Source organism: Saccharospirillum sp. HFRX-2, assembly GCF_043196805.1.
In the GTDB taxonomy this organism is placed as follows: Bacteria; Pseudomonadota; Gammaproteobacteria; order Pseudomonadales; family Natronospirillaceae; genus Saccharospirillum.
In genome coordinates, this window is sequence record NZ_JBEBMU010000005.1 from 101399 (window position 1) to 115938 (window position 14540).

At 55.0% G+C, this 14540-nt stretch carries 12 protein-coding genes; 8 read left to right on the forward strand and 4 right to left on the reverse strand.

The genetic code is table 11. The annotated features are described in order from the left end of the window. Positions 1-71: 71 nt before the first annotated feature. Positions 72-923, forward strand: coding sequence for an urea carboxylase-associated family protein (locus ABMA60_RS12055; protein WP_392803361.1), 852 nt, complete (start codon positions 72-74; stop codon positions 921-923). Between the two features lie 16 nt (positions 924-939). Here ABMA60_RS12055 and ABMA60_RS12060 read toward each other — a convergent pair whose 3' ends face one another. Both ABMA60_RS12060 and ABMA60_RS12065 read right to left on the reverse strand, forming a co-directional pair. Next, positions 940-1920, reverse strand: a complete 981-nt coding sequence (locus ABMA60_RS12060; RefSeq protein ID WP_392803363.1) for an NAD-dependent epimerase/dehydratase family protein — start codon at positions 1918-1920, stop codon at positions 940-942. A gap of 24 nt (positions 1921-1944) precedes the next feature. Then, positions 1945-2517, reverse strand: coding sequence for a TetR/AcrR family transcriptional regulator (locus ABMA60_RS12065; RefSeq protein WP_392803366.1), 573 nt, complete (start codon positions 2515-2517; stop codon positions 1945-1947). Between the two features lie 176 nt (positions 2518-2693). Here ABMA60_RS12065 and ABMA60_RS12070 point away from each other — a divergent pair, with 176 nt between their 5' ends. The 3 genes from ABMA60_RS12070 (at position 2694) to putP (ending at position 8434) form a co-directional block, all read left to right on the forward strand. Then, a complete protein-coding gene (locus ABMA60_RS12070; protein WP_392803368.1) occupies positions 2694-3476 on the forward strand; it encodes a helix-turn-helix domain-containing protein in 783 nt (260 codons plus the stop codon). 160 nt (positions 3477-3636) lie between these two features. Next, positions 3637-6819 (forward strand): bifunctional proline dehydrogenase/L-glutamate gamma-semialdehyde dehydrogenase PutA, encoded by a 3183-nt coding sequence (gene putA / locus ABMA60_RS12075; RefSeq protein ID WP_392803370.1) that lies wholly within the window; start codon positions 3637-3639, stop codon positions 6817-6819. Between the two features lie 154 nt (positions 6820-6973). Further along, positions 6974-8434, forward strand: a complete 1461-nt coding sequence (gene putP / locus ABMA60_RS12080; RefSeq protein ID WP_392803373.1) for a sodium/proline symporter PutP — start codon at positions 6974-6976, stop codon at positions 8432-8434. Positions 8435-8515: 81 nt separating this feature from the next. On the opposite strand, the gene nhaD is transcribed toward putP, so the two are convergent. Further along, positions 8516-9772: a sodium:proton antiporter NhaD gene (nhaD, locus tag ABMA60_RS12085; RefSeq protein WP_392803375.1), complete on the reverse strand. Its 1257-nt coding sequence runs from the start codon at positions 9770-9772 to the stop codon at positions 8516-8518. Positions 9773-10059: 287 nt separating this feature from the next. Between nhaD and ABMA60_RS12090 the strand changes: the two genes are divergently transcribed. The 4 genes from ABMA60_RS12090 to cfa all read left to right on the forward strand — a co-directional run bounded on the left by ABMA60_RS12090 (position 10060) and on the right by cfa (position 13527). Further along, a complete protein-coding gene (locus ABMA60_RS12090) occupies positions 10060-10638 on the forward strand; it encodes a hypothetical protein (RefSeq protein ID WP_392803378.1) in 579 nt (192 codons plus the stop codon). Then, the gene (locus ABMA60_RS12095; RefSeq protein WP_392803380.1) at positions 10635-11516 is read left to right on the forward strand and encodes an AEC family transporter; all 882 of its coding nucleotides are present in this window, start codon (positions 10635-10637) and stop codon (positions 11514-11516) included. The genes ABMA60_RS12090 and ABMA60_RS12095 overlap by 4 nt, the downstream gene beginning before the upstream one ends. A 3-nt stretch (positions 11517-11519) precedes the next feature. Further along, positions 11520-12158: a gamma-glutamylcyclotransferase gene (locus ABMA60_RS12100; RefSeq protein ID WP_392803382.1), complete on the forward strand. Its 639-nt coding sequence runs from the start codon at positions 11520-11522 to the stop codon at positions 12156-12158. Positions 12159-12270: 112 nt separating this feature from the next. Continuing rightward, complete coding sequence (gene cfa / locus ABMA60_RS12105; RefSeq protein WP_392803385.1) at positions 12271-13527, forward strand: cyclopropane fatty acyl phospholipid synthase; 1257 nt, start codon at positions 12271-12273, stop codon at positions 13525-13527. Here the strand turns inward: cfa and ABMA60_RS12110 are convergent. Further along, the gene (locus tag ABMA60_RS12110) at positions 13524-14348 is read right to left on the reverse strand and encodes a pyruvate, water dikinase regulatory protein (RefSeq protein WP_392803387.1); all 825 of its coding nucleotides are present in this window, start codon (positions 14346-14348) and stop codon (positions 13524-13526) included. The two genes, cfa and ABMA60_RS12110, sit on opposite strands and share 4 nt — an antisense overlap. Positions 14349-14540 lie beyond the last annotated feature (192 nt).

Below are 14540 nucleotides of genomic sequence, written 5' to 3' on the forward strand. Positions count from 1 at the left end.
ATAGCCGCGCTCTTGGCAAGCTGAAGCCTTTATCCCATGCTTTGATGTAAACGGATTAACTCGGATGATGAATGAAATACCCAGCCCAATTTCCCGCCCCTGCTGATGCCAGTGAACGTCGCTCGGTAGCCGCCGTTGTTGCCTACCCCAATGACAATCACGCAGCCAGCCAGTCACCGATGGCAGCGGCGCGCACTAGCATGAAGTTAGTGGAAAGCGTTCAGATTGAGCCGCGAACCGCAGGCACCTTTGTGGTACCGGCCGGGCATTTTTTCCGCATCGTCTCAACCGAAGGGCCGCAGGTCGGTGATCTGAATCTCTGGCATCGAGACGATTTAAAGGAAGCCTTTTACAGTGGCAAAACGCGCGCTTTGCAGGGGACTCATCTGAGTACCGGTGATCGGTTATGGAGTCGCTTTCCGTATCTGCGGCCATTGGCAACCATCACTGCCGACACCCTCGACTGGTACGGCTGGGATGCAGAAGGTTGCAGCGTGCACGATGTGATTGGTACGCGCTGCGACCCTTACACCGAGCATCAATTAACGGGTCGGCATTATCATCATTGTTGTCATTCGAATCTGACGCGCGCCTTGGCGAAATATAAAGGCTGGTCGTTCGAGCAGGCCGAACCTTTTGTGCACGATGTGTTAAACGTCTTTATGTGCACCGGCTTTAGTCTCGATACCCATCAGTACATTATGAAAGCCAGTCCGGTGCGGCCGGGCGACTATCTGGAATTTTTTGCTGAAGTGGATTTGCTCGCTGCGCTCTCGGCCTGTCCGGGTGGCGATTGCAGTGCCAGTCATTCCAGCGATGCGGCCGCTTGTTATCCGTTGCTGGTGGACATTTATCGGCCGGACCCGGCACACCTGGCCGCTTGGCAATCGCCGTCGGTCAATGGCTATCGAGCCGACGGCTAGTGCCTATCCGCAGTGGTTACCAGGCTTGGTTTTTTAACTCGGCCAGACCCTCAGCGCGGCTGATAACCGGTTGATAACCCAGCTCAGTTTTTGCCTTGCTGATGTCGAGTGTGACCTCAACAGCAGAGGTCGCCAGCGACTGTCGGGTCACCGGCCCTTTAACAGCACCACCGCTTATCCGGCTGAGAAAATCACCACCGGCCGCCAGCGTTTTCAGCAGCCATAAGGGCACACTTTTATCCGGAGCGCTGATGCCTTGGCTGGCTAACAGATCAGTCGCGAATTGACGAAACTCAACCGGTTCGTCGTCGCTGATAAAATACACCTCGCCGTTGTTGCCGTTCTCCAAAGCCCGTTCGATTCCGACGCAAAGATTGTGAACATGAGTGGTGGAGCTGCGGTAACGACCGCCATCAATCCAAGCCAATTGTCCGGACAGGGCAGCATCCACCAAGTGTGGCAGTGCGGTGGTGTCGTCGCGGCCCCAGACGAATCTTGGCCGCACGATGATGACCTGAAAATCCTCACTGGCAAAAGCCAAAGCCTGACGTTCGGCGGCGGCTTTGCTGCGGCTGTATTCGCCAATGGCTTTTGCTGGAATCGGCTGATCTTCATTAACGTTGCGCAATGCTTTGCCGGTCAGCAATACCGATTCGGTGCTGATATAAAGCGCTTTGTTAATGCCCGCGCGACGGGCGTTGTCGAGCACATTGCGGGTGCCTTCAACGTTGGTCTGGTATTGGGTCTTGGAGCGGTTGTCGTGATCGGTATCGGCCGCGGCATGAATCAGTACCTGGCAGCCAGACATAACCTCGGCCAGGTTGGTGTCGAGCACATCACCACGGACGGCTTGGGCACCGAGCGCTTCGACACTGGCTGCGGATTTATCGCTGCGCGCCAGGGCAACTACCGAGTGGCCCTGTGCGATTAAATAACGAATCAAATTGCGGCCGATGTAACCACTGCCGCCGGTCAAAAAATAAGACGTTGTTGTCATCAATTAATTCTCTAAATATTGGGTTCAGTCGGCTTTGGCAGCCTTGCCGGGCTGGCTGTTAATCAGCCATTCGATGTCACCAAGAATTTCGCGGCGCTGATCGTCGGACCAGTGCAGGTAGTCAAACGACTCCAGCAGTTTCAGGCCTTCCAAAGCCAGATAAGCCAGACGCGCACCGCGCGGGTTGCTGGCGGTATCGAGCACCGATGCCAGGGTTTGTTGCTGGTTGGTTTGCACGATGCCGCGCAGCGTTTGGTCTTGCGCCAGCGCTGCGCACAGTTGCAGCGCCACGGCACCAAACTCTTCTGGGAACGGCTGGCTGGCGGCCTTGATGCGGCCGCGAATGGTCGGGCTGTCGACTTCGCCCAGAGCGTCAATCTGGCTCTGGTTAAAGGCGTTGTCTCTGTCGGTGGCGCGTTGCACCACGGCGGCAATCAGCGCTTGTTTGTTTTTGTAATCGTAAAGCACCGATGCCTTGCTGACGCTGGCCTGAGTCGCTACGGCATCGAGTGTTAAACGGGTGGCGCCATCGCGGGCGACCACCGCTTCGGCGGCATCGAGGATGCCTTGCTGATCGATACTGCGGGTTCGGGCCATGCTGTTTCTCCATTAATAACCAACCGGTTGGATATTAATTACAAGTCGTCAGGCTGTAAAGCTTTCTGGTGTCGTTTTGTAGGGGCGGCCGTCTGGCTATTGGCAACGGAGTTGGAGGGGCTTAAGGTGTCACCCACTGAGACGGGGTCCGACTTTAGTCGGTGATAGGAGGCAGGATGTGGCTGGGTGGAGTGAGTCGGTTGGCGCAAATGCCGCAAAGCGGCGATCGCCATCATCACCGTCATCATCAGGTCGTGCTGGGCTTTGAAGGCGCTGCCGATTTTGAGCTGGACGGCACCGGCGGTGAGCAGTTGCGCATCGGCGGCGGCTGTCTGGTGCCGACCGAGTGCGGCCATGCCTTCCAGGGCCTGGGTGATAACCGCATGCTGGTGCTGGATTTCGATCTGGACAGCGCCATCGATAGCCGCATCGACCGGGAAATGCTCGACCGCCTGTTCGACCGACCGCACTATTTCCAACTGGACGACCACTTCAGCACGCTATTAAAAGCCATGGCGCACGAACTGGACTTGCACGGCCAGGACCCGCAGATGCAGCAACACATCAGCGCTTTGCTGTTGCACAGCCTCTACCAGCGCCTGACCGGCCAGACGCTGCGAGCGCAGGAGAGCCCGGGCCGGCTCGATATGGAGCGCATCGATCAACTGATCAAACAGCGCCTGCAAGACAAAGTCTCGGTCGCCGAACTGGCCCAGACCTGCCATCTCAGCCTCAGTCAGTTTCATCTGCGTTTTCGTCAGACCACCGGTATGACGCCCTACCAATATGTGATGAAGCATCGCCTCGATCAGGCCGTCTGGCTGCTGCGTTGCTCGTCCCATCCCATCGCCGACATCGCTGTCGAAACCGGCTTTTCCAGCCAAAGCGCGCTGACTCACGCCATCAAGAACGAACTGGGTTTATCGCCCGGTCAGGTGCGCCGTCAGCAATCCAGCTAAGCCGTTTTCCGGCGTCAAGATCACTCTGTTCAAGCTGTGACCTCGGTTCGCAACAGCGGATTATTTTGCAAAAGAATCGGTTTTTTTGACAAGCCAGCGATAACAGCGGCGCTCTACTGTGGTTGGTCAGTGATTCACAAAACCGACAGGTACGACCGCTATGACTCAGTTTGATCCGGCCCGGGCGCTCTCCGGCGAATACCGTTCTGCGGACGAGGACCAATGGTTCCGCTATATCTGTGATCAGTACGCCGTCGATGAAGATGAATATATGGCGCAAATGGTTGAGCTGGCTGAACCGTCTGACGGCAGCCGCGCCAACGTAGAAAGCACGGCGCGCCGTATTGTCGAACAGGTGCGCGATCAGGGCGACGTTGCTCACGCGGTCGATAAACTGCTGCAACAGTACAGCCTCGATAACGAAGAAGGCGTCATCCTGATGTGTCTGGCCGAAGCTTTGATGCGGGTGCCGGATGCCGATACCGCCGACGATCTGATTCGCGACAAACTCTCGGTCGCAGATTGGAAAGAGCATATGGGCAAGTCAGACTCTCTGCTGGTCAACGCCTCGACCTGGGGTTTGATGCTGACCGGTAAGGTGACCTCGCTCGACAGCCGCGAAACCTCGCCTGCCAACTTACTTTCCAAACTGATTAACCGCGCCGGTGAACCGGTAATTCGCGCTGCCATGAACCAGGCGATGCGCATTATGGGTAAGCAGTTTGTGCTCGGTCGCAGCATTGGCGAAGCCATCAAAAATGGCCGCGATTACCGCAAAAAAGGCTACACCTATTCGTTCGATATGCTCGGCGAAGCGGCCTTTACCGATCACGATGCCGAGCGTTATTTCCAGTCTTATCTGGAAGCCGTGCGCACCCTCGGTGAGCGCAAAGACGAGTGGGGCGAGCTGCCGCGTCCGACCATTTCCATCAAGCTGTCCGCCTTGCATCCGCGTTACGAAGAAGCGCATCAGGATGATGTGATGACCGAGCTTGCGGATCGGGTCAGCCAGTTGGTTAAGGAAGCGCGCGCCCTGGGTGTTGGCATCACCATCGACGCCGAAGAAATGGATCGACTGGAGTTATCGCTGCGTTTATTTAAGCAGGTATTTAACAGCGCAGACGCACGCGGCTGGGGTCATTTCGGGCTGGTGATTCAGGCCTATTCCAAACGCGCTCTGGCGGTGCTCGGTTACCTGACCAAACTGGCGCAAGAGCAGGGCGACATCATTCCGATTCGTCTGGTTAAAGGCGCCTACTGGGATACCGAAGTGAAGCACGCCCAGCAGTTGGGCCTGGCTGATTACCCGGTGTACACACGCAAAGAAAACACCGATGTGTCTTATCTGGTGTGTGCGCGTTTTCTGATGAGCGACGCCGTTGGTGGTGCGCTCTATCCGCAGTTTGCAACGCACAATGCCCACACCGTGGCATCCATTGCCGAACTGGCGCGGCTGAACCCGCAACGCGAATTTGAATTCCAGCGTCTGCACGGTATGGGCGATGCGCTTTACGACAGTCTGCTGGAATCCGATAAACCAACGGTGCGTATTTATGCGCCGGTCGGTGCGCATAAAGATTTGTTGCCTTATCTGGTGCGTCGTCTGCTGGAGAACGGTGCCAACTCTTCCTTTGTGCATCGTCTGGTCGATGCCGAAACTCCAATAGGTGATCTGGTGCAATCGCCGGTTGAAGTGGCTTTGCGTCATCCGGTCTTTCGTAACCCGAAAATTCCGCGCCCCAGTGAAATGTTTGGCGAAAGCCGACGCAATTCTCAAGGCTATAACCTGGCGGTGGCGTTCGAGCGTGAACCCTTGTTGGAAGACATCGCCAGTTTCGATCAAACCCAATGGAACCTGAAACCGCTGGTAGCGGGCAAGGCGGTAGCGACCGGCGAAACCCAGACTATTGTTTCGCCTTACGACACTCGCCAGAGCGTCGGTCAGTTGGATTGGACTACCGCTGAGCTGGCCAGTGAAGCCCTGGCCTCTGCGCATCAGGCCTGGTCCAGCTGGAATCGTACGCCCGCCGTTAAGCGTGCGGCCTGCCTGGATAAGCTGGCCGATTTAATGGAAGCCAACACCGCCGAGCTGATGGCGCTCTGTGCGCGTGAAGCCGGTAAAACGCTGCAGGACAGCATCGATGAAGTGCGCGAAGCCGTCGATTTCTGCCGCTATTACGCCAACGAGGCACGCGCCAATATGAGCGAGCCGACGCTGTTGCCAGGACCGACTGGTGAGAGCAACGAGCACTATTACGAAGGCCGCGGTGTGTTCTTGTGCATCAGCCCCTGGAACTTCCCGCTGGCGATTTTTACCGGCCAGATCTGTGCAGCGCTGGTGGCCGGTAATACCGTGTTGGCGAAACCAGCCGAGCAAACTTCTTTGATTGCTGGCCGTACCATCGAACTGTTCCATCAGGCCGGTGTGCCGACCGATGTGTTGCATTATTTGCCGGGCGCGGGGGCAACTTTAGGTGACGCCTTGTTACCGGATGAGCGTTTGGTCGGCGTGGCTTTCACCGGTTCCACCGAAACCGCGCATCGCATCAATCGCACCTTGGCGCAGCGTGACGGTGCCATTCCTACCTTGATCGCCGAAACCGGCGGTCAGAACGCCATGATCGTCGATTCAACCGCCTTGCCCGAACAGGTCGTGGCTGACGTGATGCAGTCGGCTTTCGCCAGCGCCGGTCAGCGTTGTTCGGCGCTGCGCGTGCTCTGTGTGCAGGAAGATATTGCCGATCGAATTATTGAATTGATCGGCGGTGCTTTGGGTCGATTGAAGATCGGTAATCCTCAGTTTTATGCCACCGATTCCGGCCCGGTCATCGACGCCAAGGCGCATCAGGCGTTGTCGGAATACGTTGAGAACTGGCGTGCCAAAGACCGGGTGGTGGCCCAAGCCGAACTGGGCGAGGGCACTGAGCACGGTCACTTCCTGGCGCCGGTGGCACTGACCATCGAAGGCTTCCACGAAATCGGCCGCGAACAGTTTGGTCCCATTCTGCACATCCACCGCTTTAAAGGTCGTGAACTGGATCAGGTCATCGAAGACATCAACAACACCGGCTATGGCCTGACGCTGGGTATTCACAGTCGCAACGAAGCCACGGCGGCTTATATCGAAGCCCGGGCGCGCGTCGGTAATTGCTACGTGAACCGCAACCAGATTGGTGCCGTGGTTGGCGTGCAGCCGTTCGGCGGCCGGGGTCTGTCGGGTACCGGTCCCAAAGCCGGCGGTCCGAACTACATCAAGCGCTTCGCCACCGAGCGGGTGCGCACCATCAACACCACTGCCGTGGGCGGTAATGCCACTCTGTTGTCGCTGGAAACCGACGATTAAGTGGTGACCGAAGTTGCCGCTGTGTGTTGGCGGCCACTGCTCAGCTTTGTTGCGGGTGAGCGCAACAAAGCTGAGTGAACCGGCTGTTGCCGGATAACAATAACGTCATGCTCGAATCAGCATTGATCAAAACAACTACAACCTGGAGTCAACTATGAGCAATATGTTTGCGATCAGTTTGACCTTTATCGCCTATCTGGCGGTGATGCTATGGATTGGTGTCTGGGCTTATCGCCGTACCACCAACTTGTCAGACTACATTATTGGTGGTCGTTCCCTGGGGCCTTGGCCGTCGGCACTGTCTGCCGGTGCGTCGGACATGTCCGGCTGGCTGTTACTGGGTTTGCCCGGTGCGGTTTACGCTTCCGGTCTGGGCGCTTCCTGGATTGCCATTGGCCTGTTGGTCGGCACCTACCTGAACTGGTTGGTGGTGGCACCGCGTCTGCGCGCTTATTCCCAAGCCGCGTCTGACAGCCTGACCTTACCGCAATATTTCAGCAATCGCTTTGAAGACACCGTTTGGATTCGGGTCATCGCAGCCTTCTTTATTTTGCTGTTCTTCCTGTTCTACACCAGCTCCGGTCTGGTCGCCGGCGGTAAGCTGTTCGAGAGCGTTTTCGGTCTCGACTACACCCTGGCCGTCACCATCGGTACGCTGGCGGTGGTTTCCTACACCCTGTTCGGTGGTTACCTGGCGGTTTCCTGGACGGACCTGGTACAAGGTCTGTTGATGGCCGCGGCGCTGATCCTGGTGCCGATTGCCGCGCTGATTGCCGTTGGTCAGGGTCCGGTTGGCGTACTGACCGATACCAACCCCAATATGCTCAGCATGTTTACCACTCCGGATGGCAGCACTTTGGGCGCCATGGCGATTATCTCGTCACTGGCCTGGGGGCTGGGTTACTTCGGTCAGCCGCACATTCTGGCGCGTTTCAAAGGCATTAAAAGCCGCGCTGAAGTGCCGACTGCGCGTCGCATTGCTGTGACCTGGACCTTTATCGGTATGGCCGGCGCATTGCTGGTGGGTATCGCCGGTAATGGTTATTTTGAGACCGCTTTGGCGGACCCGGAAACCGTCTTTATCAGCCTGGTTCAAGGCATCTTCCATCCGCTGGTCGCCGGTATTTTGTTGGCGGCGATTCTGGCGGCGATTATGTCCACGGCCGATTCACAGTTGCTGGTATCGTCTTCTGCGTTGACCGAAGATTTCTATAAATCTTTGTTCAATAAAGACGCCGACCCGCAGTTGCTGGTCAAGATCGGTCGTGCGGCTGTGGTGGTGATTGCCATTATCGCCTGGCTGTTCGCGCTGAACCCGGACAGCAGCGTGCTGAGTCTGGTGTCTTATGCCTGGGCTGGTTTTGGTGCCGCCTTCGGTCCGGCGGTGATTTTGTCGCTGTACTGGCCGCGCATGAACCGCCTTGGTTGCCTGACCGGTATCATCGTTGGTGGTGTGACCGTGGTGCTCTGGAAACAACTGTCTGGCGGTTTGTTCGATATGTACGAGATCGTTCCGGGCTTTATTCTGTCGACCCTGGCTATTGTCATTGTTAGCCAGATGACGGCTGAGCCGTCCAAAGAAATGGCCGCCACTTTTAAAGAAGTGAATGGCTGATATCTTGGTGACAGGCTGATGTTTTCAGCCAAATAAAAAGGGCGCTTCGGCGCCCTTTTTTGGTGATTTTTAGTGTGGAATTTATGCGCTGCCGTGCATCCAGCTACCCAGCAAATACACCAGATAATAACCCAGAGTATAAGCCGGAATAAGTAACCAGATGGATGCCATGTGCGATTTGAAGGTCAGCTCTTTGACCTTGCTCATGGCGACGATACCTGCGGCTGAACCGATAACCAGCAGCGAACCACCGGCGCCTACGGCGTAGGTCAGGCCCATCCAGGCGGTAGCGTCCATATCGATATCGGACTTCAGCAAGGCGGCTGTCAGCGGGACGTTGTCGACCAGAGCCGAAACAAAACCGATGATGTAATTGGCAATAAAGGAAGGCGCTTCGCTGTACTGATGCGCGATCATTTCCAGCACCGCAATTTCCTTGAGCATGCCCACCAGCAACAAAATACCCAGGAAGAACAACAGTGTTTCGAACTCGATGGTACGAATGAATTCGAGAATCTGATCTTCGTCGTCGTTGTAGAAACGCGACACCAAAAACATCACCGACAGGCCGCACAAAAAGGTCAGCGCCGGAGGTATTTGATAGAGAGCATTGCCGATGATGGTGGCGAAAATGGTCAGCAAGAAAATGGCGGCGATAATCATGTCGACACGACGTACATCGTGGCGGTTCTGTTCGATTACCACACGACCGCTCAAACCAAACGACAGCATAAAGGCCAGCGCCATAACGGCAATAAATGCCGGCGCGCTCAGCGACAGTAAGTCGGCGATGCCAATTTTACCAGCCAGGAAAATCATCAAGGTGGTGACGTCGCCGGTAATCAAGGCGACACCGCCGGAGTTCACCGCGAAGATCACCAAAGTGGCAAAACGCACGGTCTTTTTCGGTTCCAGTTTTAACGACAATACCAGCGTCATCGACACCAAGGTGGCGGTGATGTTGTCGGCCAGCGAACTGAATACAAAGCAGAAAATGGCGGTGAGAAACAGCAGTGTTTTTTCGCTGACTTCCTTGGGCATGAACAGGTAGATCAGGTTTTCGATCATGCCTTTTTTGTTCAGGTAGGCGACGAAGGTCATGGTCGCCACTAAGAACAGCCAGAGGTTGGCGATCTCGCCCAGATTCTCACTGAAGTTCCGTGTGACGTCGTCGATGGCCGCCGGTGTTTCGGCGAAGATATACAACAATACCCAAGCGACGGTGCCGAAAAACAAAGTGACCTTAGCTTTATTGACGTGAGTGACTTCTTCGAGGATGACGCCCAGCAACGCCAGCACGGCGAGGGCGATGAGCAAAGGTGTTAAAAGATCTGGCATAACGTAACAGTACCTGCGTGCATCAATGAACCGACACAGCTGGGCCGCATGCAGTCGTCGAGGCACGTCGCAGGAATTCAGAGCGAAGCGTTGGCGCTTGGCGCGGTAGCCATGCCGAAACCGGTGAAAGGTGTAGGGCGCGCGGATTATACGCAAGGCGCGGGTGGAAATCACTCCGCTGAACTGTGTCAAAGCGTTGCACCAGCGGCAATGATGCGTTGGGCAGAGTTGGCTTTCCCTGTCTCCAACGCGCCGTTAAGCTAATGCCTTTTCGCGCTGGAGTGGTTGTGACCAAAGCAATCTTTTTAAGCTGGCTATCGGCCCTGGTATTGGTGGTGTTGCCCTGGTTGTTGGGCTCAGTGGTGCCAACGCAGCTGATTAATGAACTGGGCGCGCTGGAGCACAGCGGGCGTTCTCTGGCCAATGGCATTTTCCTGCTCAGTGGCGCTTTCTGGATGGGTACGGTCGAGGCTGTGCGCAAACAGTTGGAGCCGCAACGTCTGGATAGCTGGCTGCGCTTTGGCACCATTGCCTTTGCCGCCAGTCTGATTGGCCGCATGGTTTTTCCTTGTGATCTGAACTGTCCGCTGGATGGCTCAGTCACGCAATTAGTGCACAACACCCTGGTGTGGGTGCTCTACGCCGGTGCGCTGATTGTCGGTTGGCGGCTGCCGAATCTGAATGTAACGGTTGTCTTGCTAAAGGGCCTTCTGCTGGCCTGCTTTGTGCTGTTGCAATGGGCGTTCTGGCACCGCGACTGGTGGCCGGGGCTGTGGCAGCGAGGCTATGAAGCGAGTTTCGCCGTGTTGTGGTTGATCTGGGTGCATTATCTGGGACGCGCAGCAAGCGCTAAGGCTAATCAATGATCGAACGTATTGCCGCCATCGTTGTACCGATTTTTCTGGTGGTTTTGGTGGGTTATCTGTACGGGCGACGTCATGCGCCGGATATGGAAGCGGCCAATCGCATTAATATGGATGTGTTTACGCCCTTCCTGATTCTCAGTGTGTTCGCTTCCCGGCCCTTGGAGTTGAGTCAGTTCGGCCCTCTGACATTGGCGGCTATTCTGGTGACCTTGCTACCCGGCCTGCTGGCCTGGCCTTTAGGACGCATGATTGGTGCCCAGTGGAAGACCTTTGTGCCGCCGATGATGTTTCGTAACAGCGGCAATATGGGGTTGCCGTTGTTCCTCTTTACCTTTGGTGAGCAATATATGCCGGTGGCGGTGATCTTATTCATCGTTGAAAACACCCTGCATTTCACCGTTGGGATGTGGCTGCTAAACCCGCGTACTCATTTGCTGGCGGTACTGAAAAACCCGATGATTCTGGCCGCGGTGGGCGGTTTATTGATCGCCGGTTTCGACATCAGCCTGCCGGACTGGTTGGTACGCTCACTGCAATTGCTGGGTGATATAGCAGTACCCTTGATGTTGTTTTCGCTCGGTGTTCGGCTGGTCAAACTCGATTTGAGTGGCTGGCGCATTGGCCTGATCAGTGCCATCGCCGCGCCGATCTTGGGTCTGCTGATTGCCTGGCCGCTGGTGTTGATGTTCGACCTGCCGCCGGTGCAGGCCGGTATGTTATTGCTGTTCGGCGCTTTGCCGCCGGCGGTGTTGAATTATCTGGTTGCTGAACGCTATAACCAGCAACCGGACCAGGTTGCTGCCATGGTGTTGTTTGCCAATGCTGCCAGTCTGGTGGTGATGCCGCTGGTGTTGGCCTGGGTACTGGCTGGAGTCTGAATCATGATGCATCGAGCCAAGGCGTTTCTGGCGCAGGCGGATTTAACCGATCTGGCCGCCATAGAACGTTTTGTACTGCAGCACAAACCCGATGACGGTCCGGTCTGGGTTTTTGGTTATGGTTCGTTGATCTGGAATCCGGAGATGGCGGTGGTCGAAGATCAACCCGCCAGCCTGACGCATTACCGTCGCGAAATGTGCATCAAAGCAACGGTACACCGTGGTTCACCTGAGCGCCCTGGTCTGGTTTTGGGGATTCGCCATCAGCCTGGCGGCAGTTGCGAAGGACATGCTTTTCGGCTCGACGAACAGCAGTTGCAGGCATCCTTACAGCGTTTGATTGCCCGCGAACTGGTCACTGACTGTTATATCCCGCTGTGGTTACCTATTGATCTATCTGATGGACGCAGCGTTGCGGCTCTGACCATGGTGGTGAATGAAGGCCATCCGCAGGTTGTGCAGCCAAGTCTGGATAACAAGGTTGAGATGATTCGCCATGCCACTGGTGGCCGTGGTTCCAGCCGGGATTATTTGCTGAATATGGCGCGACATTTAGCGGAAAATAATATCCGCGATGCCGAAATTGAAACGTTGGTATTGCGACTGAAGTCACAGGACGGCCAGGATAACAGCGGGGCATAAACCGCTGTACGATTCAGCTATTGACAGCATTGCTTGAATTAATTCGAATAGCGGGGTTTTAGGGAATAACTTTCTTGGGGAAACGCCCCGGTTTGCGATGTTCAAGGAATGAATGTCGTTAGCAGTACCGAGGCTCTTGTATCAATTATTTATACAGGAGTACGGAATGGATACTAATACTGATACCACCAGACCGGCAGGGACAGCCGACACCGTTGCAATGATGCAACAGAATGTACAGCGCGGCATCGAACACACTCCTCCCGATTATTTTGTGCAATTGCTGGCCCTGGCCGATATAAAAATCAATGGCGACCGGCCATGGGATATCCAGATATACAACACCAACTTTTATAAACGCATTCTCCGCGATGGCTCTATTGGCCTGGGAGAATCTTATATGGATGGCTGGTGGGATTGTGCGCAGCTTGATGAAATGTTCGCTCATATATTGGGGGCTTATTTGGATGAGCGTGTTCCTGGGCTGGCCAAACTGAAGTTAGTGTTCAGTGCGGTGGCTTTCAAACTGTTCAATTTCCAGAGTATTAAACGCGCCTTTCATGTTGGTGAGGCTCATTACGATATTGGCAACGACCTCTATCGACGTATGCTTGATCCGCGCATGATCTATAGCTGCGGCTATTGGGCACAGGCCGATAACCTGGCCGATGCTCAGACCCATAAACTCGACCTGATCTGTCGCAAGCTCAAGCTGGAGCCGGGCATGAAATTGCTCGACATCGGTTGTGGTTGGGGTGGTCTGGCTGCTTATGCCGCAGAGAATTACGGCGTAGAAGTCACCGGTGTGACCATTTCCCGCGAACAGCAGAAGTTGGCGTGTGAGAACGTTCAGGGGCTGCCGGTGGAAATCATCCTACAAGACTATCGTATGCTGACTGGGCATTATGATCGCATCGTTTCAGTGGGGATGTTTGAGCACGTGGGTGTTAAAAATTATCGCACCTTCTTTAATAAAGTGACCCAATTGCTGAGCGATAACGGCATCTTTTTGTTGCACACCATCGGCGACGAATACACAACCAAGGCGCCTGAACCCTTTATTCATAAGTACATCTTTCCCAATGGCAAAGTGCCTTCACGTAAAGAAATAACCATCAATAGTGTTGATCTTTTACGTCTGGAAGACTGGCATAATTTCGGGCCTGATTACGATAAAACTTTGATGGCATGGGCAAAAAATATCGATGCGGCCTGGGATGATTTGCCCGAGTACGACGAACGTTTCCGGCGGATGTGGCGATATTATTTGCATGCCTGTGCCGGCTATTTTCGTTCGCGTCAGGGTCAGCTGTGGCAACTGGTATTTACCCAGTTAAACGACTGGAGTGAGTATCGCAGTGTGCGCTAGTTTCTAGTCCTTTCACGCAGACGTTTGTCTACCAGAATGCGAGTGGAAATTTCTTCGATCGATAATTGAGTGGTATCGATAAAGGGAATGCCGAAGCGCTTAAACAACGCTTCGGTCATTCGCACCTCATCTTCGCATTGTCTTAATGAAGCATAGTCACTGTCGGCCTTTCGGCCATGCCGGATTTGATGCAGCCGGCGTGGCGCAATGGTCAATCCATAGAGTTTATCGCGATGGCTTTGCAGCACCGGTGGCAATTTGGGGTGATCAAAGTCATCCATCGTCAGCGGGTAATTAGCCGCATAAACATTGGCCTGTAAGGCCAGGTAAATACTGGTTGGGGTTTTGCCCGACCGTGATACTCCCACCAAGATAATATCGGCCTGATCGTAGTGCTGGGTGCGGCGGCCATCGTCGTTTTCCAGTGCAAACTGCATGGCATCGATACGCCTTTGGTAACGTCCCTGATGTGCCGATACCTGGGGTCGTCCAATGCGAATATTGGCCGGCTGGCCGAGCAGCTTTTCGAGCGGCGACAGAAAGGTAGAGATGACATCCACCACGTGAGCGTCGCTGGCATGGATCACCGCCCGTACTTTGGGATCGATAATGGTTTCCACGATGATCGGTTGCAGGCCACTGTTACGAGCATCGCGGGCGATGCGATCGACCGCATTGCGCGCCTTGGTTTCGGTGTCGATAAAGGACATGACCGTTTCGTTAAATTCCAGTCCGTCGAAATGCGATAACAAACTGTAACCAACGGTCTCGGCGGTAATGCCGGTGCTGTCGGAAATGAAGTAAATAGAACGGGTGGCCATGACAAATCCTTCCATTGACTGACGCAGATCAGACAGTAGCGCTCTTGGTGAGCTATTGTCATCTATAGAAAGTTGCCATCGTTATTCGAATGACGAATGGCGAACATTCAACGAAAAAATGCCTGGATTGATCGGGCTGACCGCTAGAGTAGTGCACTATAAGAACAACACGGCCATCCAGGCGGGAGGGTA

Bases quoted from the DNA above. Each gene is read 5' to 3' on its own strand.
- ABMA60_RS12055 (WP_392803361.1), top strand. From the start codon at position 72: ATGAAATACCCAGCCCAATTTCCCGCCCCTGCTGATGCCAGTGAACGT.
- ABMA60_RS12060 (WP_392803363.1), bottom strand. From the start codon at position 1,920: ATGACAACAACGTCTTATTTTTTGACCGGCGGCAGTGGTTACATCGGC.
- ABMA60_RS12065 (WP_392803366.1), bottom strand. From the start codon at position 2,517: ATGGCCCGAACCCGCAGTATCGATCAGCAAGGCATCCTCGATGCCGCC.
- ABMA60_RS12070 (WP_392803368.1), top strand. From the start codon at position 2,694: ATGTGGCTGGGTGGAGTGAGTCGGTTGGCGCAAATGCCGCAAAGCGGC.
- putA (WP_392803370.1), top strand. From the start codon at position 3,637: ATGACTCAGTTTGATCCGGCCCGGGCGCTCTCCGGCGAATACCGTTCT.
- putP (WP_392803373.1), top strand. From the start codon at position 6,974: ATGAGCAATATGTTTGCGATCAGTTTGACCTTTATCGCCTATCTGGCG.
- nhaD (WP_392803375.1), bottom strand. From the start codon at position 9,772: ATGCCAGATCTTTTAACACCTTTGCTCATCGCCCTCGCCGTGCTGGCG.
- ABMA60_RS12095 (WP_392803380.1), top strand. From the start codon at position 10,635: ATGATCGAACGTATTGCCGCCATCGTTGTACCGATTTTTCTGGTGGTT.
- ABMA60_RS12100 (WP_392803382.1), top strand. From the start codon at position 11,520: ATGATGCATCGAGCCAAGGCGTTTCTGGCGCAGGCGGATTTAACCGAT.
- cfa (WP_392803385.1), top strand. From the start codon at position 12,271: ATGTCGTTAGCAGTACCGAGGCTCTTGTATCAATTATTTATACAGGAG.
- ABMA60_RS12110 (WP_392803387.1), bottom strand. From the start codon at position 14,348: ATGGCCACCCGTTCTATTTACTTCATTTCCGACAGCACCGGCATTACC.